Source organism: Pseudomonas frederiksbergensis, from assembly GCF_001952935.1.
GTDB classification, from domain to species: domain Bacteria; phylum Pseudomonadota; class Gammaproteobacteria; order Pseudomonadales; family Pseudomonadaceae; genus Aquipseudomonas; species Aquipseudomonas frederiksbergensis.
Window position 1 is genome coordinate 4,983,281 of record NZ_CP018319.1, and the last position, 19,945, is coordinate 5,003,225.

Consider the following 19,945-nt stretch of genomic DNA (forward strand, 5'->3'; position numbering starts at 1 on the left):
CATAGAACAAATAGAACCCGCCTCGGCGGGTTTTTTATTACCCGTAGGCCGGCCAAGCGCCGGCTTTTTTACGCCTGGAGAAAGGCATGACTGAGACAGCACGCCTTGTTATCGCCGTAGACAGCACGCAGGCAAGGTCGGCAACGGCTGAGCTGAGCAATCTTGAGCGTTCATCGAAAAATACAGAGTCCGCGGTGTTGCGGCTTGCCTCTAGCGGCGGACTGGCAGTAACCCAGCTCAGCAAGGTCCAAGAAGTAGGGCGAAGCGCAGCCAATAGCGTCTCAGGTTTGGGTGAAGCACTGAAGGCAACTGCGGGCTTACTAGGTGCAGCGTTCAGCGTGAGGGAAGTGGCTGCTGCCGCTGATGAGTACGCGAACCTGACTAACCGACTGCGATTAGTGACCGAAGGGGCGGTACAGCTAGCTGCTGCTCAGGATGCCGTGTTCAGCGCTGCTCAAGCGTCGCGTCAATCTCTGGAAACCACGGCATCCGTTTTTCAACGTGTTGCCCAGAACGGCAAGCAGTTGGGATTGAGCTTTGCTGACGTAGCAAGCATTACCGAAACCATTGCGAAGTCTGTTGCTCTCAGTGGCGCAAGTGCTCAGGCGGCAGAGGCAGCTCTGACGCAATTCGGTCAGGCGCTCGCATCAGGCGCGCTTCGCGGCGATGAACTGAACTCCATCATGGAGCAGACGCCAGCTCTCGCTCAAACCATTGCTCGCGGACTGGGAGTATCTGTCGGCCAGTTGCGCGCCATGGGTGCCGAAGGGGAGCTTACTTCAGAGAAGCTCATCAAAGCTCTGACCGGTCAAAAAGCAGCGGTAGATGAGCTGGCTACGACAATGCAGGTGACTGGTAGCCAAGCGCTGACGGCGTTCGGCAACTCGCTTACTCAAGCCATTGGAAAGCTGGATGAGGCCGCAGGGGCTAGCAACAAGTTTGCTGGCGCCATTCTTTCAATGTCGCGCGCCCTGGATGGATTCAGCTCCGGCGAGTTCTCAGATTTCTTTCGCGACAACAAGGAAACGGTAGCAGGACTAAATAGCGAAATCGGTACCACGCTATCCCGTATGCGTGATCTGAACACTGCTCGTGCCAAGCTGAACCCAAACGACGCCGGCGATACTGTTCTCTTCAACTTCAAGTTCTACAATCGCGACGAGCTAGACCGTGAGATCGCAGGGCTCAGTAAACGGGCCGATGAAGCCCGCTCCACCATTGAAAAGATGAAGAAGGATGCCGCCGGTGTCAGCGGGCAATCCCCGAAAGGCGACGCTGCTGGGGCTAGCGCTGTAAACGAGGCGTACGAAAAACAGCTTAAAAGCCTTCAAAAAATGGCTGCCCTTCAGGGCGATAACACTGAAGTGGCCAAGACTCGCTATGCAATCGAGCATGGCGAACTCGGTAAGCTGCTTCCGGCGCAGGAAGAATTACTGCTCAAGTACGCTAGAGAGAAGGATGCCAAGGCAGCCTCCGAGGCAGCAGTAAAAAAATACGGATCGGCAGCAGAGAAGGCGGCCAATCAGGAGAAGAAAGCTCTCGATTCCCTACTCGCGCAATCCGCCATATCGACAAACTCTACCAACGCCATGGCTGACGCCTACCTGGCCGGCGCCGACAACGTCCGCGAATTGACGATCCAGCAGAAGATCGAAGAGGAGCTGCTCAAGACTGGTGCCGGTGCGCGGGATGCAGTAACTGCCGCAGTCAATCGCGAAGCCGACGCCAAAGATCGCCTGGACATCGATCAGTCCATTGCCAGCATGCGCATCGAAACCACGCAGACCCTGGCTCAAGCTACAGCCACGCTGCAGGGCAAGACCGCGCTCGAAGCTTTCAACATTCAGAAGTCGATGACTGTTGCACTGGCCGGCAAAAACATCGAGTACGGCAGCGAGGAATATCAGCTTCTGCTCGACCAGACCAAGGCCCAGCTTGACGCCAATAAGGCGCTAGAGCAGGCCGGTCAGGTTGAGGGCATCGTTGATCGCCTGAACCCTCAGATCAAGCTGTTGAAGGATTACACGGCGGAGCAGGATGCACTCAACGCGGCTATTGCTCGCTACCCTGAGAATGCAGCGCTCTATCAAGACGCCCTGGCCAAGCTCGGCCGGGAATACGAAGTCAACCAAAGCAAGGCCACGATCTGGGGGCAGCTCACCGAAGGCGCGATTGATCGCATCGACGGCGTGTTTGCTGATGCCTGGGCGAACATCGGCAGCGGCGCAAACAATCTGTGGGACAGCTTGGTCAAGGGTGCGAAACAGGCCTTTGGCGAGATCGCTCACATGCTCACCACCAAGCCGTTGCTGGCCTCGATCAGCAACTGGCTGACCGGTACCGATAACGGCCAGGGTTTGTCGTCGGTGTGGGGCAAGTTGCTGGGCGGCGCGACCGGCCAGCAGGGCGGAAGCGGCGGCATGTCCGGTATGGGCAGCAACCTGGTCTCGATGGGTAAGAGCATCTACCAGGCGTACAGCGCGATCACTGGTGTCGGCGCCGAGGTCGTGTCGGGTTATGCCTCGGGTGGCGTCTCCGGAGCTATTCAGGGTGGTGCCAGCTACTACGGCAACATGCTCTCCAATATCAGCAGCACGCTGTCGAATGGCTTCACCAGTCTGGTTTCGACGTTTACTGGTGCGACCGCCGTTCAGACCGCTGCAATCATCGGCGCTGAGGGCGTCACTAGCGCGGCGCTGACTGGCGCGGTAACAGAAGGTGCCGCCGCCGTTGGCGCGCAGTTCACTACTGGCGTGGCCACGACCTCGGCGGCGACCTATGCCGCGGCTGAGGCGGGCGCAGCGGCCACTGCCGCCTCCCTTGGTGGGCAGATCAGTGCTGCCGTGTCTTCAATGGCAGCCATGTGGCCACTCGCGGTCGTTATGGGCATGTACCAATCCGGCAAGCTGTATGACTCAGGCGTGCGCCCTGACGCAGGAGAGATCATGGACAGCGGCGGCAAGACAGCCCTCGGCAAGGTCGCCATGGCACCAGGTGCGGCGATGTCGGGTTTCTTCGAGGCGCAAGACAAGGCGCTGAGCAAGGTGGTTGGCGGCAAATGGGCGGCCATTCTCAGCGGCTCGACCCTGCACCAGGCCGTCACAAAGTATGTGGGGGAAAAGCTGTTCGGCGGTTCATGGCAGACCAAGAATTCGGGTATCACCCTGGGTGTAGAGAACGGCCAGCTTGAGGGTCAGCAGTTCATCGACCAGAAGAAAAAAGGCGGACTGTTCTCCAGCAGCAAGAAGCGCACCCGGTATAGCGCACTGGACGCGCAGACTGCTGAGTCCCTGTCTGCTGTCTACGATGCCACCGAGCAAGGCGTTATCGCTTTGGTGTCAAGGATCGGCATTTCTGCAAACGAAGGTACGTTTGACGGTCTGAACATCGCCCAAAGCAAGCTGTCGACCAAAGGCAAGACCGGCGAGGAAGTTCAAAAACTCGTCAGCGATTGGTTCAGTTCCGCATCGGATCAGATGGTCGGCTTCCTCGACGGCGGTACCGGCGGGTTCGGCTACTCCTTCGCGGAGCTGGCGCAGCGCATTGCCAGCTTCGAGACCTTCAACGGCACGCTGGACACGCTGAACATTGCGGTCCTGGGTCTCAGTCCGCACAGCATGGAGCTGGCGAACTCGCTGATTGCGGCGGCTGGCGGGATGGAGGCATTCCAGACTGCGACCAACACTTACTACGACAACTTCTTCAGTGAGGCGGAGAAGGCTGACGACACCCTGTCGGCGATCACCAAGCAGTTTGCCGGGATGGGGGTGACCCTTCCTGGCACGCGCGATGCGTACCGGGGTATGGTCGAAGCCTTGGACATGACGACCGCCTCTGGTCAATCAATGTTCATGACGCTTACCGGCCTGGCCGGCAATGCAGCGCAGGCGTATTCGATCCTCGAGCAGCGGGCAGGTGCCGCGGCCGAGGCTACCGCTGCTGCAGCCGCTGCGGCAAAGGAACTCGCTGACGCGCTGAAAGAAGCGCTGATGGGCTCCGTCTCCAGCGCCATGAGCGCCGTCCAACGAGCCGTCTCCGCCGAAAAGGATGCGTCGACCAAGGCGTACAACGCACGGATCACGTCGCTCAACGACATGGTCAGCACGGCAACCGAAAACGTCAGCGGCTTGACGGCAGTGGGCAACGATCTGAGCGCGGCACTCAAGGCACTCCGCGGCGACTCGGATGACGCCGTGAAGATGCTGCGCGCTCAGGCTCAGGCCACGTTGCAATCAGCATTGGCTACGGCGAAGGCGGGTGGCTCGCTGTCGGGTGTCACCGGTCTGGAGGATGCGCTCGACACCGTCAGCAATAACAACACTGACCTGTACGGCTCCCTGGAGGACTTCGCGCGGGATCAGGGTCGCACAGCCAATGTCGTGGCGGAGCTGAACGGTATCAATGGCAAGCAGCTCACCACGGCCGAGAAGTCGCTGGAAGGGCTTGAGACACAAATCGAGCTGGCCAAGGCGGCTTATGACGCTCAGATGGCGCAGTTCGATCAGCAACTGGCTTTCGCCCAGGCGCAGATGGATGCGCTCAACGGCATCGACTCATCAGTCATTAGTGTATCGGCAGCTATCTCGGCGATGAATGCCTCGGTTGTGGCAGCGCTGTCGGCTATCTCTGGCCCGGCAACGGGCGCCACCTCGACCAACAATGAAACCCTAGTCGAGTCGCTTTACAACTCGGTACTGGGTCGAAAATCAGAGGCGGAAGGAAAAGCTAACTGGGTCGCTTGGCTAAAATCTGGCGCGGTGACCTATGACCAGCTTTTTGCGGGCTTTACTGGCTCGGACGAGTACAAGCAGAAAAAGGCGGCCGGTGTGCCGGGCTTCGCTGCCGGTGGCAACTTCGGCGGCGGCCTGCGGCTGGTCGGTGAGCGCGGCCCGGAACTGGAAGTCACAGGCCCGAGCCGGATCTACAACGCCAACCAGACGGCGGCGATGCTCAGCGGTGGTAGCAACAACGCCAGCGTAGTGGCTGAGCTGCGCGCAGTCCGGGCCGAACTGGAAAGCATCAAGGCCAACACTCAGGCCAGCGCACAAAGCGGAGGAAAACTGGTGCGGACCATTGACCGAGTAACCGACGGCGGCAACGCCATGCTCACCCAGGAGCTTGCATGAAGATTATCAAGCCGCACCTCATCACGGATTCGATGCTGGTGAGTTCGTCGGTGGCGGAAAATGACTACCCGGCCTGGGTGTCTGGAACGACCTATGCGCTCGGCGCGAGAGTAATTCGCACCAGTGTGCACAAGGTGTTTGAAAGGCTGGTGGCAGGGGCGGGAACAGTCGCTCCAGAGCTTGATACGACCAGCCCGGCCGTCTGGCTGGATGTAGGGCCGACGAAGAAGTGGGCGCCGTTCGATAACGTGGTAGGGACGCTCGCAACAGGCGCCTCACCGCTGAATTACACCCTGCGCACCGGATTTACCGACAGCCTGGCCTTGTTCGAGCTGTCGGGCCGCTATGTCGATCTGGTGATGAAGGACGGGGCAGGCGGCATGGTCGTCTACCAAAAGAGGGTCGACCTCGAAGTTACTGACATCGAGACGATCTTCGACTGGTTCTTCACGGAGCTGGATCTGCGTACCGACATTGTCATCACCGATCTCCCGGGGCAGTACGCCAGCGCAGAGCTGTCGATCACGCTGACGACCACCAGCGGCACCGCCTCTGTTGGTGTGATCAAACCCGGGCTGATCAGTGACCTGGGTGAAACGCAGTACGGGGCCAAGGTCGGCATCGACGACTACAGCCGCAAGGAGCGGGACGCCTTTGGTAATACGGTCATTACCGAGCGCGCTTACAGCAAGCGCGGCAGCTTCACGATGATGACCACGCTAGGTACCTTTAATCGCATCTACCGAACTCTGGCCGCACTCAGGGCCACGCCCTGCGTGTACATCGGGACGGAAGAGGCCGGGTACGAGCCACTGCTGATCTACGGCTTCTTCACCAGTTTCAACATCGACATCACCTACCCGAATTACCACCTCTGCTCGCTTGATATCGAGGGCCTTATCTAATGGCAGTCACACCACTCCCGTTTCTTGATCGAACGGCGACGACCTTCAAGACCGACACGGACACCTTCTTTGGCTCGCTATTGCCGACGTTTTCCGTCCAGGTCAATCAGGTTGCAGTGGCAGCAGATACCAGCGCGACCAATGCGGCCAGCAGTGCCACGGCGGCAGCGGGTTCTGCCACTGCGGCGAACTCTTCAAAGAACGCAGCAGCCACCAGCGCGACCAATGCTGCGACAAGCGCGTCAGGTGCCGCTACCAGCGCGACCAATTCGGCCAACAGTGCCACGGCGTCAGCGGGTTCTGCCACAGCCGCGAACACGTCAAAGAACGCAGCAGCTACCAGCGCGACCAATGCGGCCACTTCCGCTACTCAGGCCGCGGCGGCAGCGGCCGGTATTGCCGATGGGCCGGTTACCAGCGTCAACGGAAAAACCGGAGTTGTGGCGCTGGTCAAGGCGGATATTAGCCTTAGCCTCGTGGACAACGTGTCCGTGATGGCGGCGGGGATTGGCAAAGCGCCCTTAATCTCTGATAACCCCAACATGGATAATGTCCTGTTAACTAACGGCTGGTATTCTTGGGGCCCTAGTTCACTTGGGACTAAGCCGCCAGGGCAAGTTCGGGGGATTGTCCTGATCTCTGGCCGCGCCTTTCAAACAGATTCTCGTTGCACTCAACTGTGGTTTACGGAAGACGAAACCCGCGCTTTCATTCGCAGAAGCAACGCCGGTACCTGGAGCGACTGGATTGAGATTACCCTACCGGCACTGACCGGAAATGCTCGCAAGCCTCTGACTCCCGGCGATGCCGCTACCGCAGCAAGTTGGAGCGACACGCTCAGTATTTCCAAATACATCGACAAGCTGCTCTTTTACGGAACTAGCGCTGCATCTTTTGCGCTGGATATTTCGAGAGCAACTGTATTCGATATAACGCTTTCCGTTAACACGACATTTACCCTATCAAACATGCCTTCCCTGTCCGGGGAGAGTTTGACCTTGGTTATCAGGGTTCGGCAGGCCGCCGCCCCGAAAACAATTGCATGGTTTGCAGGCATCACCTGGCTAACGTATGGCGGCGTGGTTCCGCCGACGCCGGGTGCCAACCAAATAATCGAATACGTGCTGAGTACCACAGGCACCGGCGCAACTTGGGTGGGCCGCGTGGGGGCTTCGACATGATGATGGGTAAAGCGCTCTTAGGGGCCAGTCCGCAAATCCCGATTGTCCCCGGCACGCCATATGGTGGGGGCTTCTACGTTGGGCGGATGCTGGTGGACGCTCAGAAATATGCCTTGATTGTTGCCCCCAAGGCCAGCGGGCAAACCACCTTGCAGTGGAAAGCGACTAACACCACGACCGTGAACTCTGCCAGTGCTTGGGATGGTTTCAGTAATACGGCCGCCATGGTTGCCGATGCCGTTAATCATGCCGCCGCTCAATGGTGCACAGCGCTTTCGATTGGTGGATTTGCTGATTGGTTTTTGCCAGCAACAGAACAACTTGAACTCTGTTATCGCAATTTAAAGCCTCGCACAAACAGCAACGACACGGCGACGCTTTCAGGCTTCAACGGTAACTCTGATCCACAGGGCACTACATATACAGCCTCGGACCCAGCGCAAACGCCTTCAGATGCGTTTCGATACGTGACGGAAACTAACGTGCATGGGCCTGAAGAGTTTGATGTTACTGCGGCGTATTGGACTTCGACTAATTCAAGTGCTGCGAGTTCTTATACCAAAGAGTTTTTAGCCGGTGCGCGAGCCGATGCTACTAAGGTCAGCAGTCTTTTAGTCCGTGCCTGTCGAATGATTAAAATAGGATAACTTCATGAAATTGGTACTGACAGAAACTCGGAAAGTCATTAGTCCTAACGAACTGCGCGCGACTTATCCTGAAGTGTCGTTTCCACCCGACAGCGACATGAACAATGAGATGTTGCAGGATTATGGTGCGGCGGTGCTCAAAGAAGATCCGCGCCCGGAACTGCAACTACTCGAAGGCCTGGAATACGGTGATATCCGCGAACAGGATGGCCGCTGGTTCCGCGCATGGGTGGTGATCCCGGCGGATCCCGCCCAAGTGGCCGAGGCGGTTAGGTCGACTTTCGAGCAAGCGATTCAGAGCCATCTGAATGCTGGCGCTGTGGCCGCAGGCTACGACGATGTCAGCACGGTCGTGAGTTACGCGGAAGAGCCGGCAGTGCCGAAATTCCAGAATGATGGCATCGCTTTTCGCAAATGGCGCTCACTGGTCTGGGCCTATGCCTACGAGCAACTGGATGCGGTGAAGTCGGGCGAGCGCGAACAGCCTACGGTGGATGAATTTCTGCTTGAGCTGCCGGCGCTGGAATTACCAACATGAGCCGCTTCGTCACCACCCTGAAAACTGAGCAGACCGACCGGCGCACCTACACGCTTCTCGATGATCTGGTGCTGGCTGATGATGACGAGCGCACGATCATTGTGCCGACCGGTTTCATCACCGACTTTGCCAGCATCAAGGTACTGCACAACGTCTTCCTGTTCGTGCTGTTTGCTCTGGTGTCCGGTTATGGCAACTACGCCGCGACCGTGCATGACTGGCTGTACTTCGGCGGGCAGGTGAGCCGCAAGTAGGCGGACGCGGTGCTGTACCGGGCGCTGAGGGCGGAAGGTGTAGCGCGATGGCGGGCCTGGTTGTTCTGGGCTGGCGTCAGGATAGGCGGCGCCAAGCAGTACACGACAACCCCGACCCGTTCGGGGTTTTCTTCGTCTGGAGATTGAAAAGACGAAGCCCCGGTGAGCTGTAATCACCAGGGCTTCTGTTTTTCAGATGGGGAACATCGAAAACTTGCTGCAATGCTATCAGCGGGAATAGAAAAGCAAAACCCCGGAGCTTCTCGGCCACCGGGGTTTCTATTTTCCCTCGCACCCTTTAATACGGGGGGAACGTGGCGCGAATCCTAGCTCAGATAATTGAGCTGGGACAAGGAGTGACTTGGCGATATCACATCGCCATACTACTCACTGGAAAAGCTGTCAAAACTCAAGGAGTGAGGATGCATCGATCTATTGTCATCGTACTTTCTGTGCTGCTGTTGGCCGGGTTTGTGTTTGTCTGGTACGTTGCGCCCCCAGGTTTATTGCCCGTACCCGGATGGGCGCCCTATATATGACCTTTTAAAATTATCTCGAACGGAACCCGCCTTGAGCGGGCTTTTTTTTGCGTCTGCGCTGAACCTGGCTATGGAGCGGTTCCAGATCTGCTTCCTGGTATTCACAGGTAGTGGCTGAAGTATCGCGACCAGGTCAGCAACCGGAAGGAAGATGCCGAGCGCTCCCCAGATTTGGCGCCGCGCCCGATTCGTCCCGCTTAAACGATCCGCCACTGTATGCCCGCCATCGAACCGAATGAGAAGCTGATTTCAGTTCGCACCCAACTTAAATTTTATGTTGTTTGAAGGCCACTAAGACCATGACGGCGGAGGTGTGTAGCAGCCTGGCTGATTGGCCGGGGTCGCATCACAGCGGACGGTATAGCCCTTGTTGTTGAATTCCCTTCCGCCTTCACCGGTACCGCGCTCACTGTATGAGGAGCAGCCGTCGAGCAAAGCGGCAATCAAAAGAATTGTTGTGTACTTCATAAATGCCTCCATGCGTGGAGTGCACAGCTTAACCATTGATCCCGCCGAGTGCGGGCTTTTCGTCTGGAGAAAAGTATGCCGATCACCGCGCAGCAAATGCTGCAGATTCTTCCGAACGCCGGCGCCAAAGCCGGCGTTTTTGCGTCAATGGATGCCAGAGGCTCACAACGAGGGCGTCACTCGAAGCGCGCCTTCGGAATATCTCCGCGTTTGTTCTGCAGATAGATCGTGTATGGCAGCACGACCGTGTCGGCCACACCAGAAAGGGCAAAATCGAAAAGTATTAATGGCGCCGCAGGGTGGCCATCAAAGCCGACAGAATGACGGGGCTCTGCATCCAACGTGCAGTAATTCAGCGCGGCGCCGCTATAAATTCGTGGAATTGAGTCGCAATGTGAGTGCCATCGGGCGAGCTTGTTGCTCGCTACCATGTCATCTCTGAAGACAGTGTTGATCGTCCCGCAACCTGTCAACAAGGTCGAAATTAATAAAATGCTTGCGAATTTCATGTTTGGGCGTCCGTGCTTGAGTTGAAACGTGATGTTTAGGAAACATTGAAACATTTTGTCCGATCCCAAACGGATTGACCACATCTTCACCGAGCAGGGGAATGGCTGATACATGCCCTCACTGGCTCGATCTCTAAAAATCTACGCGCCGGCCAGTTGCCGGTTTTTTTTCGCCAGGAGAAAAGTGATGACTGCAACCGATAACGACCGAGACATCCTCGCGCGTACGCTATGGGGTGAGGCCCGCGGCGAAAGTTTGGCCGGCCAGATTGCCGTGGCTTGGACAATCCGCAACCGAGTGAACGATGGCAAGGCCAAATCATGGTGGGGCGAGGGTTACGTCGGCGTTTGCCAGAAACCGTACCAGTTCAGCTGCTGGAACAGGAACGACCCGAACTACGTTTACCTGAGTGGCGCGAAGCCGATCCCATTCCGCGAGTTCGCCCAAGCGCAGATCGCCGCTGACCAGGTTTTGGCCGGTAAGGTGTTAGATCCAACTGGTGGCGCTACCCACTATTTCGCGACCACCATGCCGAAGCCACCGGTCTGGGCGAAGGGTGCCAAGCAGACGCTAAAGCTTGGCCGTCACATCTTCTTCAAGGACGTACCATGAACCCCGCAGCGCTGAAGCTGGCGGTGGCCGGCGTGCTGGCGCTGTTGTTGCTGGCGGTGGGCGGGACGTGGAAGGTGCAGGACTGGCGCTACAGCGCCCTGTACAAAAAAGGCCCCGCTCTGGATTTCTCAGAGCAGGGCTTTCTACGTTTTGCGGATTAGTTAAGGTGAACGAGCTGGCAGCTTATTATTGCAGGCTAACGATTACTCATAACGCATCTTGCTCACCTTCCTGCTCATCCTCCCCGGCGCCATTCTCAGCAAACCATTCCAACGCATCTGCTCGCTCCAAGGTCATGCTCAGTTCGCACCCCGCCCCTTCAAGGAGGTCCATAGTGCCACCAGTGAGGGAATAGTACATGCTGCAATCAGCATCTCGAAATTTCACCCATAAAGCTTGGCCTTCTTGCAGTTTTCTCATCTTCCCGACAGGTAGGACAGTTATCGCCGACTTATAAGCCTTATTCAGCCGGGCATTCTGCTTGACTAACTCTTCATGACTGCAATCACTGAGCGAGGATGTGTTGCCTCCTGAGTTCTGAGTGCAAGTACTGTATTCAGGAGAATACTCACTTTTTGCAAAAGCGCAGGAGGAGGAGAGAATTGCAAGGAGAACTGGTGCGATAATGTAGTTGCGCATAAGAGATGGCTCCATCTTTGATATTGCGGCGGTCTTTAGAAGCAAAGGTTTAGATTGTTAGAGTACTTTGAATATCAGTTTATGGCTTAGGTCAAAAAATCTTGGGTCGATGGCTATGACTTTGGAATTGCGCTCGCCCATCTGCTGCCCTTTAGCCATGAAATAAGTACCCTCCATTTTCACTCTTTTACCATTCAGAGCTTTCAAAACCTCCAGTTCATTCCCGTCAACGCTAGAGATTTGTACTAGTCCGACTCCGTATTGTTCACCCCTAAGACTTTCCGATTCAAAGTACAGCCAGTCTTTCCAAGGTCCGACACCCGGCTTGATGTGTCCTATGAACCGTCCGTTCTCTCGCTTGTATTTCTCAAGACCCTGAATCGTATACCCAGGGGTTGCACCAATTACATAATCAATATTGGTAATTGGAACGTCTATCGCAACATCCTTTGCATACGCTATTGTTCTTTCAGAAACCGCATCGGCCTTAATAAATGCATTAGCAGTGCCGGCATTCTTGAGGGAGATGGCATATTGTGTAAGGTTCAATTTTTGCATAAACAATACATTCGGCTTGCCAGCAGTGCCGCCGGATATGCCACCGGTTTTGAAAAAATCATACAGCGTTTCGTCCAGACTATAACCAGCCTTTGCAAATGCTTTATTCATGTACTTGGCATAAACATAGGATTGCTCCGGGGTGGGGATTGCAAATTTTGGTACCCGGGCCATTTCACTCTTGAAATCGTCTTCGTAGTAGTCCTTGAAGGCGTTCACGATCCTTTGCGATGCGGCCATGTCCAAAGGGGCGGCGGGTTGAGCTGCCTGAGCGACGGCACACAGTGACAGCAGGCAGGACGATAAAAGCAATCGAAACATGAGGCATCCTTGAGAGAGTGCGGCTGGCAATTCTCCATGCGGCCAGTCCATGATTTCAGGACGCTTTCAATCAACCAAATTGGTGCTTGAATGCGTTAGGAGTCACCAGAGGATCGGCTAGGTGTCATAGATCTTTAGGTTTCAACCGCTCTGCGACTGCGCCGAGGCTGCTCGGGGGGATTCATTTTTGATTTGTAGCGGGGCCGCATTTCAAAAGTCGGAGCTGAAAAAGGTTAACGACTTCATAGGGGCTGAATCTTGCGGTCGCGCTCGAAAGCCGTTGGCGGCCGCGAACCTTTTTACAGGAAAGTGATAGTGTTCGGTCGGCAGAACGCCGGAGGAGGTGGGGGGACTACTGTACGAATATACAACGCTAAGTTATTGATTCTTATAGGGGCATGTAGCGGTTTTTCACCTATCTAAAAACACCTGTTTATCGTTGTGGATCAACAGCTTGCATAGGTTTCGGGGTCGCCTTGACATGGTGGGCGCCTAAACGCCCAACCAAAGGACTATGTTACTTCGAGGTATTGGCAACGTAGTACGAAATGTCTTCGCCGAGCTGAGCGAAGCTATCTACGTCATTTTCGAAATTCTTGACGTCACTCGCCCGATACTCAGCCAACCCCAGGATGATGGCGTCACGGAAATGATCCACGGCAATTGGAGTGCCGAGCTTTTTGAATGCTGACTTAAGAGCCTTGTGAAAACGCTGCTCGTCCAGTGCGTGACCTGTATGCCAGGTCTCCAGGGCGAGCCAAGGTTGCAGTGAGAGTTTCAGCTGCTCAATATCCATATCACTTCTCCAGAATAATCAGCCGAATACGGTCGGAAGCTCGTACCAATTTTTGTACCACTGACCGTGTAAAGCAGGTTAAAACCGGGTATTCCAAAGTAAGGAGGTGCCCGGTTTCATTGGCCCTGAGTACGTTGTCTTACCCCTTTAGAATCGCGGTGTAATTCTGTTCACAGTGCAAGGTCACTCCGGCGTCATCAACACCGCCAGCGTCAGCTTGATGAATTCTTCGTTCTTGTCGATGGTATCCAGGGCACCGCGGACGTTGTCGGCGACGTCAGCCGAACCGCGGACCTCGACCCAATTGGAAAGCTCCAGGATGGCGGCCTCAAGGGCGAGCTGGTTTTCGTTGATCTTGTACAGCAGGGAAGGGAGAAGGTCTGAATGTGGCATCGCAAATCCTCGGTTTTGAGGACAGCGTAGCATCGCGTTACATGAAGGATGTTTAACGATCGGCAGGACGCCGGAGGAGGGAGAAAACCGGAAAGTTTTGTAACGGTTACCAAATAGTTTTGTAACGCCCCCAATAAAGAAGAGCCGCCCCCCAAACCCTAGAAACGACAAAGCCCTGAAAAATCAGGGCTTTGTCGGTACAAATATGGCGGAGGCGATGGGATTCGAACTCATGGACCTGTTACAGTCGACGGTTTTCAAGACCGTTGCCTTAAACCACTCGGCCACACCTCCGTTTGCGTTGCGGGCGCCATAATACCTGAATGAAACACACTGTCAAACTCTCCGCATAGCTTGTTACAGAGCGTCTGTTATGATCTTTGCGACTGAACGTTTCAAACCAACAGGAGTGTCGCCATGCGCGAACAGGATTACGCAGTTAATAACAGCGTGCAGGCTGAGCAGCTAGAGGTTAGCCGCGTCCTGCGCAACACTTACGGCTTACTCGCTCTCACCCTCGCATTCAGCGGCGTGATGGCGTATGTCGCTCAGCAGATGCGCGTCGGCTACCCGAACATTTTCGTGGTGCTGATCGGGTTCTACGGCCTTTTCTTCCTCACCAACAAACTCCGTGATTCGGCTTGGGGCCTGGTGTCGGCATTTGCCCTGACCGGTTTCATGGGTTTCCTGCTCGGCCCGATCCTCAACCGTTACCTGGGTATGCAGGGCGGCGCCGAGGTGGTCAGTTCCGCATTTGCGATGACTGCGCTGGTGTTCGGCGGCCTGTCGGCCTATGTGCTGATCTCCCGCAAGGACATGAGTTTCCTAAGTGGTTTCATCACTGCGGGTTTCTTCGTGTTGCTGGGTGCGGTCGTTGCCAGCTTCTTCTTCCAGATCAGCGGTCTGCAACTGGCGATCAGCGCAGGTTTCGTGCTGTTCTCCTCGGTCTGCATTCTGTTCCAGACCAGCGCCATCATTCACGGCGGCGAGCGCAACTACATCATGGCGACCATCAGCCTGTATGTATCGATCTACAACCTGTTCGTCAGCTTGTTGCAGCTGTTCGGCATCATGAGCCGCGATGATTAATCGTCACCCTTGAGGAAAAAACCCGCTTCGGCGGGTTTTTTCTTGCCTGCGATTTGAGTGGGAACTCACGCCATCGGTGGCAAGCGGCGCTTGACCGGGGTTTTCTTGACGATTGCAGTGTTGGTTTCGGCGTGGGTGTTGAGGCGGTCGAGCAGGATGTCCAGTTGTTCCATCGAGCGCACATGCAGGCGGGCGATGAAACAATCGTCGCCGGTGACTTTATCGCACTCGGTAAATTCGGGAATGGCCTGGATCTGCCGTTCCACTTCCTGCAACTGGCCTGGCAGCGGTCGAATACGGACGATGGCCTGGAGTTGATAACCAAAGCATTTGGGGTCGATCTCGACGGTGTAACCCTTGAGCACGCCACGCTCTTCGAGACGACGCAAACGCTCGGCGACGCTGGGCGAAGACAGGCCGCTGATCTGCGCCAGAGCCTTGAGCGAGCGGCGTGAGTCTTCCATCAATGCCGTGATCAGCACTTGGTCGATATCGTCGGTCATGACGAACCCCTATTAGGCAATTAATTAAAACCGCCTTGATAAAAAAGGCAGATTTCGAGTTTAGCCTGCTTTTTGCGCTGGAGAAGCCCCTCGGCGGATTGGCATACTTTGGGCTCAAACACAGGAGTCTGATGATGGACAAAACCATACGTCACGGGTCATTTGAAATGACCGCCGCCATGCTGATTTCCGGGACCATCGGCTGGTTCGTGCTGGTGTCCGGGCAACCGGTGCTGGACGTAGTGTTCTGGCGTTGCGTGTTCGGCGCCGGCACCTTGTTGCTGATCTGCGCGGCATTCGGCTTCCTCCGTCCCGGCATTCTCACCCGCACCACGTTCTTGCTGGCTGTGCTCAGTGGCGTGGCGATTGTCGGCAACTGGGTGCTGTTGTTTGCTTCTTACTCCCGCGCCTCGATTGCCATCGGTACCGCGGTTTACAACGTTCAGCCGTTCATGTTGGTGGGGTTGGCAGCGTTGTTCCTCAACGAGAAAATCACTCTACAGAAACTGTTCTGGCTGGGTATTTCGTTTCTCGGGATGCTGGCGATTGTCAGCGCACATGGCGGGCAGGGCGAGAGCGGTAATGATTACCTGATGGGCATCGCTCTGGCGTTGGGGGCGGCATTTCTTTACGCGATTGCCGCGTTGATCATCAAGCGCCTGACCGGTACACCGCCGCATCTGATTGCGCTGATTCAGGTCACCACCGGCGTGCTGTTACTCGCGCCATTCGCGCACTTTTCGGCACTGCCGCAAGCGCCGAGTGCCTGGGCCAGTCTGGTAACCCTGGGCATTGTCCACACCGGCGTGATGTATGTGCTGCTCTACGGCGCGATTCAAAAACTGCCGACGGCACTGACCGGTGCGTTGTCCTTCATCTACCCGATTGCGGCGATTTTCGTTGACTGGTTTGCCTTTGGCCATCGCCTGGAACCGCTGCAATGGATCGGCGTAGCCGCGATTCTGTTGGCCGCTGCCGGCATGCAACAGGGTTGGACCCTGAAATTTCGTCGGACGGTAACAACGCAGTAAGCCGTAAAGAAACGTCAGATGTTCCAGCGCGGTGCCGTCTTGGCCAAGCGCTGGCGCATCTCGCCGATGTTGGCGGCTAGCTGTCGGACCAATAACTGATATCCGTCCAGCGGGTTGTAAACCGTTGCGGTCAGGCTTGAATCCGACGGCAGTTCGACGGGCCGGTTCAACCGCTGGGAGGCACCGGATTTCAGCGCCCTGGCCATACCGATCAGTTGCACCCGAATCAGCCGATGCTCGGCTTTCAACGCCAATTGAAGACGGGCCATCGCATCGGGGTCACTGGCGTCAGGTCGGGTGTTGCCGAGGATTTCCAGAGTGCTGACACACATCCGCAAGTGGCGCTGAATGGCATCGAGTTCGGTCATGGAAATCCGCACTTCCTTGGACACCGACGGCATCAACGAGCGCAGTTGCACCATCACTGTGTTCAGGCGGCCCACCAGTTTATGGTGTTCGTCATCGGTAACCGATTGGCCATTGATGATGCGGCCGTAGATCGTCGCGCAGTCGCGCAAGGCATCGGCCAGGTTGTAGCGCCAGGAATAAACCGCGTAGAGCGGCAAGGCGAAAGAAAACGCCAGGGCCAGGGCGATGCCGATCAGGATGTCCACCCCACGCCACAGCCCGTCGGTGATCGGGTTGTCGCCATGCCCCGCGACAATAAACACGGTAATCGCCGAGAGCAGCGCGGTGTAACCGCCCTTGCCGATGGCGTGGTAGGAGAAGAATCCGCAGACCACGGCCATCGCGAAATAGGTCAGCCACGGCATCCCGAGCCACGCCTGTTGCGCCACCAGCAGCAAGCCGACGCCGGCTCCGATCAAGGTGCCGATGGCGCGTTCGGCGGCTTTTTTGCCGATGTTGCCGTGATGCTGCAGGCCGCCGATCACCACCAGCATCGTCACCGACGCCCACTCACCGTGGGGCAGGTTGATGCCGGTGGTCAGCAGGATAGTTGCCAGCAACCCCAGCGACACACGCACCGCGTGGATCACCCGGGCGTGGCGATAGCGCCGATACGGGTCGAGTAACGGACGCAGCAGTCGGCGCAACAGAGGTGGCAGTCGATGGGCTCTGAATGTGCTCAGGCTCGGTTTCCTCAGAAAATGTAATCGGTGGTCAGGAAGCTCGAACTGCGTCCGCTGATGATCTCGCTGATGAGTTCTTTGTTGGTTTCCTGGAACTTGGTCGCCACAAGCGTGCGAATCGAAAATACCCGCAACGCATCATGCACCGACAGCGTGCCTTCGGCAGAGTTCTTGCGACCGTTGAACGGGAAAGTGTCCGGGCCGCGCTGGCACTGGGCATTGAGATTGATCCGGCCAACCTGGTTGGCAAAGGTATCGACCAGCCGGCCGACCGCCACTGGGTTGGTGCCGAAGATACTCAGTTGCTGGCCGAAGTCCGATTCCAGAACGTAATCGATCACCGTGTCCAGATGCCGGTAAGGCACGATTGGCACGACCGGGCCGAACTGTTCTTCCTGATAGACGCGCATCTGCGGCGTCACCGGGTACAGCACGGCGGGGTAGAAGAACGAGGCGCGGGCCTCACCGCCGTTGGGGTTGACCACGGCGGCGCCTTTGCTCACGGCATCCGCCACCAGCGAGTGCAGGTAATCGACCTTACTCGCTTCCGGCAATGGCGTCAGCGCCACGCCGTTGTCCCACGGCATGCCGGGTTTGAGGTTGGCAAGTCTGGCGTTGAATTTGTCGATGAACGCTTCGACCACGTCTTCATGGACGAAGAGGATTTTCAACGCGGTGCAGCGCTGACCGTTGAAAGACAAGGAACCGGTGAGCGCTTCGCTGACCGCGTTGTCCAGATCGACTTCGGGCAGCACGATGCCGGGGTTTTTCGCGTCCAGGCCCAATGCCGCACGCAAGCGGTGCGGTTTTGGATGGAGTTTTTTCAGGTCACTGGCGGCTTTGTTGGTGCCGATAAACGCGAAGATGTCGATTTTACCGCTGGCCATCAGCGCGCTGACGGTCTCGCGGCCGCTGCCGTAGATCACGTTGATCACCCCGGCCGGGAAGCTGTCGCGGAACGCTTCCAGCAGCGGACGAATCAGCAGTACACCGAGCTTGGCCGGTTTGAACACCACGGTGTTGCCCATGATCAGCGCCGGAATCAGCGTGGTAAAGGTTTCGTTCAACGGGTAGTTGTAAGGTCCCATGCACAACGCCACGCCCAGCGGTACGCGGCGGATCTGGCCTAGGGTGTCCTGTTCCAGTTCGAAACGGCTGGAGCGGCGGTCGAGCTCCTTGAGCGCATTGATGGTGTCGACGATGTAATCGCAGGTGCGGTCGAACTCTTTCTCCGAGTCCTTGAGGTTTTTGCCGATTTCCCACATCAGCAGCTTGACCACGGCTTCGCGCTGTTCACGCATGCGTGCTAGGAAAGCTTCGACGTGCTGGATGCGTTCGGCTACGCGCATCGTCGGCCACAGACCCTGGCCCCGGTCATAGGCGCGGACGGCGGCGTCGAGCGCGGTCAATGCGGTGTCGGCATCGAGCAGCGGCGTGCTGCCGAGGATTACTTGTTCGTCGCCATTTTCGCCGGTCAGGTACACCGGGCTGCGGACTTGGGCGAGGGGCCCGGACCAGGTTTTCAGCTCACCGTCGACCAGGTATTCACGCTGCTCGGTCTGGCCGTCGAGGCGGTATTTTTCCGGGATGTCGCTGGCGTCGGGAAACAGGTTGCCAAGGATGTGTGCTGTGGTCATGTCGCTACCCCGTCTGGATTGGGTGATGCAATTGATGAATCGTTTTAGCAGACCTCGGACTCGCTTGTCATGACTCATCTTAGGATTCTTTTGGTACGACGTTGCGGATCGTCGTAGCGGCTACAGGGTTACGGGGCTGCGACCTTTTGCCCTGAAAACACACAAGTAACCATCCTGCGGTTAAACTTCGCGCTCTTTCTGAAGGAGTTCATATGAGTTACTACCAGCCGGGCATTCTCGCCACCCCAGTTCCGCCTCAAGCTCGTCATATGTTCTTCGCACTCGAATCCGCCGCTGCCTTGCCGGCCGCGCTGGAGAATCTCAAGGGACTGGTGGACGGGAAGTCGGCCGTGGTCGGGTTCGGTGAGTCCCTGGTCAAGGCCCTCAAGGGGCAAATCGACGGCCTGCGCACCTTTCCAGCGTTGACCGGTGTCGGCGTCGACAACCCGTCCACCCAGCACGCGCTCTGGTGCTGGCTGCATGGTGTCGACCGTGGCGAATTGCTCAACCGCAGCAACGCCATCGAAGCCGCGCTGGCCCCGGCCCTGCGCCTGGTGCAGATGAACGAAACTTTCCGTCACCTTACCGGCCATGACCTGACCGGTTACGAAGACGGCACCGAAAACCCTCACGACGAAGCCGCCGTCGCCGCCGCGCTGGTGAGTAACGGCGCTGACGGAACGGTCGGCGGCAGTTTCGCCGCGATCCAGCAATGGCAGCACGACCTGAAGGGTTTCCACGCGATGCCGTCCGATGAGAAGGACAACATCATGGGCCGTCGTTTGAGCGACAACGAAGAAATCGACGACGCGCCGATCTCCGCTCACGTCAAACGTACCGCCCAGGAAAGCTTCGCCCCCGAGGCCTTCGTGGTGCGCCGTTCCATGCCGTGGATCGAAGGCGATCGCGCCGGCCTGATGTTCCTGGCCTTCGGTTTCTCCCTCGACGCCTTCGAAGCCCAACTGCGCCGCATGAGCGGTCTGGAAGACGGCATCACCGACGGCTTGTATCGCATCAGCCGGCCGATCACCGGCGGCTACTACTGGTGCCCGCCGCTCAAGGACGGGCATCTGGACCTGCGCGCACTGCGCGTCGGCTAAACATCAG

The 19,945-nt window shown here is 57.0% G+C and carries 20 protein-coding genes, 1 tRNA gene and 1 pseudogene; 12 read left to right on the forward strand and 10 right to left on the reverse strand.

What is annotated here, in order from left to right:
• Nucleotides 1–86: 86 nt before the first annotated feature.
• Both PFAS1_RS23550 and PFAS1_RS23555 read left to right on the forward strand, forming a co-directional pair.
• On the forward strand, nt 87–5,126 hold the full coding sequence (locus PFAS1_RS23550) for a tape measure protein (protein WP_083671761.1): 5,040 nt from the start codon (nt 87–89) through the stop codon (nt 5,124–5,126).
• A complete protein-coding gene (locus PFAS1_RS23555) occupies nt 5,123–6,031 on the forward strand; it encodes a hypothetical protein (protein ID WP_076030729.1) in 909 nt (302 codons plus the stop codon). Before PFAS1_RS23550 ends, PFAS1_RS23555 begins: the two co-directional genes overlap by 4 nt.
• 106 nt (nt 6,032–6,137) lie before the next feature.
• Here the strand turns inward: PFAS1_RS23555 and PFAS1_RS23560 are convergent, their stop codons facing one another.
• Entirely contained in the window at nt 6,138–6,392 is a 255-nt protein-coding gene (locus PFAS1_RS23560; RefSeq protein WP_076030730.1) for a hypothetical protein, read from the reverse strand.
• Nucleotides 6,393–6,471: 79 nt separating this feature from the next.
• On the opposite strand from PFAS1_RS23560, the gene PFAS1_RS23565 reads away from it, so the two are divergent.
• The 5 genes and pseudogenes from PFAS1_RS23565 to PFAS1_RS30060 form a co-directional block, all read left to right on the forward strand.
• Complete coding sequence (locus PFAS1_RS23565) at nt 6,472–7,212, forward strand: pyocin knob domain-containing protein (RefSeq protein ID WP_076030731.1); 741 nt, start codon at nt 6,472–6,474, stop codon at nt 7,210–7,212.
• Nucleotides 7,209–7,859, forward strand: a complete 651-nt coding sequence (locus PFAS1_RS23570; protein WP_156886749.1) for a DUF1566 domain-containing protein — start codon at nt 7,209–7,211, stop codon at nt 7,857–7,859. Before PFAS1_RS23565 ends, PFAS1_RS23570 begins: the two co-directional genes overlap by 4 nt.
• A gap of 4 nt (nt 7,860–7,863) precedes the next feature.
• On the forward strand, nt 7,864–8,397 hold the full coding sequence (locus tag PFAS1_RS29350) for a hypothetical protein (protein WP_083671762.1): 534 nt from the start codon (nt 7,864–7,866) through the stop codon (nt 8,395–8,397).
• Nucleotides 8,394–8,651 (forward strand): DUF1353 domain-containing protein, encoded by a 258-nt coding sequence (locus PFAS1_RS30055; RefSeq protein WP_232252159.1) that lies wholly within the window; start codon nt 8,394–8,396, stop codon nt 8,649–8,651. Before PFAS1_RS29350 ends, PFAS1_RS30055 begins: the two co-directional genes overlap by 4 nt.
• 1,082 nt (nt 8,652–9,733) lie before the next feature.
• A pseudogene (locus PFAS1_RS30060) lies at nt 9,734–9,802 on the forward strand (glycoside hydrolase family 19 protein); the annotation flags it as partial.
• A gap of 32 nt (nt 9,803–9,834) precedes the next feature.
• Here the strand turns inward: PFAS1_RS30060 and PFAS1_RS23585 are convergent.
• Nucleotides 9,835–10,167, reverse strand: coding sequence for a YceK/YidQ family lipoprotein (locus PFAS1_RS23585; RefSeq protein ID WP_076031586.1), 333 nt, complete (start codon nt 10,165–10,167; stop codon nt 9,835–9,837).
• 187 nt (nt 10,168–10,354) lie between these two features.
• Here PFAS1_RS23585 and PFAS1_RS23590 point away from each other — a divergent pair, with 187 nt between their 5' ends.
• Both PFAS1_RS23590 and PFAS1_RS29795 read left to right on the forward strand, forming a co-directional pair.
• Nucleotides 10,355–10,780: a cell wall hydrolase gene (locus PFAS1_RS23590; protein WP_076030733.1), complete on the forward strand. Its 426-nt coding sequence runs from the start codon at nt 10,355–10,357 to the stop codon at nt 10,778–10,780.
• A complete protein-coding gene (locus tag PFAS1_RS29795) occupies nt 10,777–10,941 on the forward strand; it encodes a hypothetical protein (protein ID WP_198044927.1) in 165 nt (54 codons plus the stop codon). Before PFAS1_RS23590 ends, PFAS1_RS29795 begins: the two co-directional genes overlap by 4 nt.
• Nucleotides 10,942–10,987: 46 nt before the next feature.
• On the opposite strand, the gene PFAS1_RS23600 is transcribed toward PFAS1_RS29795, so the two are convergent.
• The 5 genes from PFAS1_RS23600 to PFAS1_RS23620 form a co-directional block, all read right to left on the reverse strand.
• Nucleotides 10,988–11,419 carry a lysozyme inhibitor LprI family protein gene (locus PFAS1_RS23600; protein ID WP_076030734.1) on the reverse strand — a complete coding sequence of 144 codons (432 nt, stop codon included), beginning with the start codon at nt 11,417–11,419 and terminating at the stop codon, nt 10,988–10,990.
• Between the two features lie 57 nt (nt 11,420–11,476).
• The gene (locus PFAS1_RS23605) at nt 11,477–12,298 is read right to left on the reverse strand and encodes a hypothetical protein (protein ID WP_076030735.1); all 822 of its coding nucleotides are present in this window, start codon (nt 12,296–12,298) and stop codon (nt 11,477–11,479) included.
• A gap of 517 nt (nt 12,299–12,815) precedes the next feature.
• Nucleotides 12,816–13,094, reverse strand: a complete 279-nt coding sequence (locus PFAS1_RS23610) for a hypothetical protein (RefSeq protein WP_076030736.1) — start codon at nt 13,092–13,094, stop codon at nt 12,816–12,818.
• A 183-nt stretch (nt 13,095–13,277) separates the two neighbouring features.
• A complete protein-coding gene (locus PFAS1_RS23615; protein ID WP_076030737.1) occupies nt 13,278–13,487 on the reverse strand; it encodes a hypothetical protein in 210 nt (69 codons plus the stop codon).
• A 206-nt stretch (nt 13,488–13,693) separates the two neighbouring features.
• A tRNA-Ser gene (locus PFAS1_RS23620) sits at nt 13,694–13,781 on the reverse strand.
• Nucleotides 13,782–13,904: 123 nt separating this feature from the next.
• Between PFAS1_RS23620 and PFAS1_RS23625 the strand changes: the two genes are divergently transcribed.
• Nucleotides 13,905–14,576, forward strand: coding sequence for a Bax inhibitor-1/YccA family protein (locus PFAS1_RS23625; RefSeq protein WP_045057637.1), 672 nt, complete (start codon nt 13,905–13,907; stop codon nt 14,574–14,576).
• A 65-nt stretch (nt 14,577–14,641) separates the two neighbouring features.
• Here PFAS1_RS23625 and PFAS1_RS23630 read toward each other — a convergent pair whose 3' ends face one another.
• Complete coding sequence (locus tag PFAS1_RS23630; RefSeq protein ID WP_076030738.1) at nt 14,642–15,079, reverse strand: Lrp/AsnC family transcriptional regulator; 438 nt, start codon at nt 15,077–15,079, stop codon at nt 14,642–14,644.
• Nucleotides 15,080–15,213: 134 nt separating this feature from the next.
• On the opposite strand from PFAS1_RS23630, the gene PFAS1_RS23635 reads away from it, so the two are divergent.
• Nucleotides 15,214–16,110 (forward strand): DMT family transporter, encoded by an 897-nt coding sequence (locus PFAS1_RS23635; protein ID WP_076030739.1) that lies wholly within the window; start codon nt 15,214–15,216, stop codon nt 16,108–16,110.
• A 14-nt stretch (nt 16,111–16,124) separates the two neighbouring features.
• On the opposite strand, the gene PFAS1_RS23640 is transcribed toward PFAS1_RS23635, so the two are convergent.
• On the reverse strand, nt 16,125–17,168 hold the full coding sequence (locus PFAS1_RS23640) for an FUSC family protein (RefSeq protein WP_074877646.1): 1,044 nt from the start codon (nt 17,166–17,168) through the stop codon (nt 16,125–16,127).
• A 44-nt stretch (nt 17,169–17,212) separates the two neighbouring features.
• On the reverse strand, nt 17,213–18,838 hold the full coding sequence (locus PFAS1_RS23645) for an NADP-dependent glyceraldehyde-3-phosphate dehydrogenase (RefSeq protein ID WP_076030740.1): 1,626 nt from the start codon (nt 18,836–18,838) through the stop codon (nt 17,213–17,215).
• Nucleotides 18,839–19,050: 212 nt separating this feature from the next.
• Here PFAS1_RS23645 and PFAS1_RS23650 point away from each other — a divergent pair, with 212 nt between their 5' ends.
• Nucleotides 19,051–19,938, forward strand: coding sequence for a Dyp-type peroxidase (locus tag PFAS1_RS23650; protein WP_076030741.1), 888 nt, complete (start codon nt 19,051–19,053; stop codon nt 19,936–19,938).
• Nucleotides 19,939–19,945 lie beyond the last annotated feature (7 nt).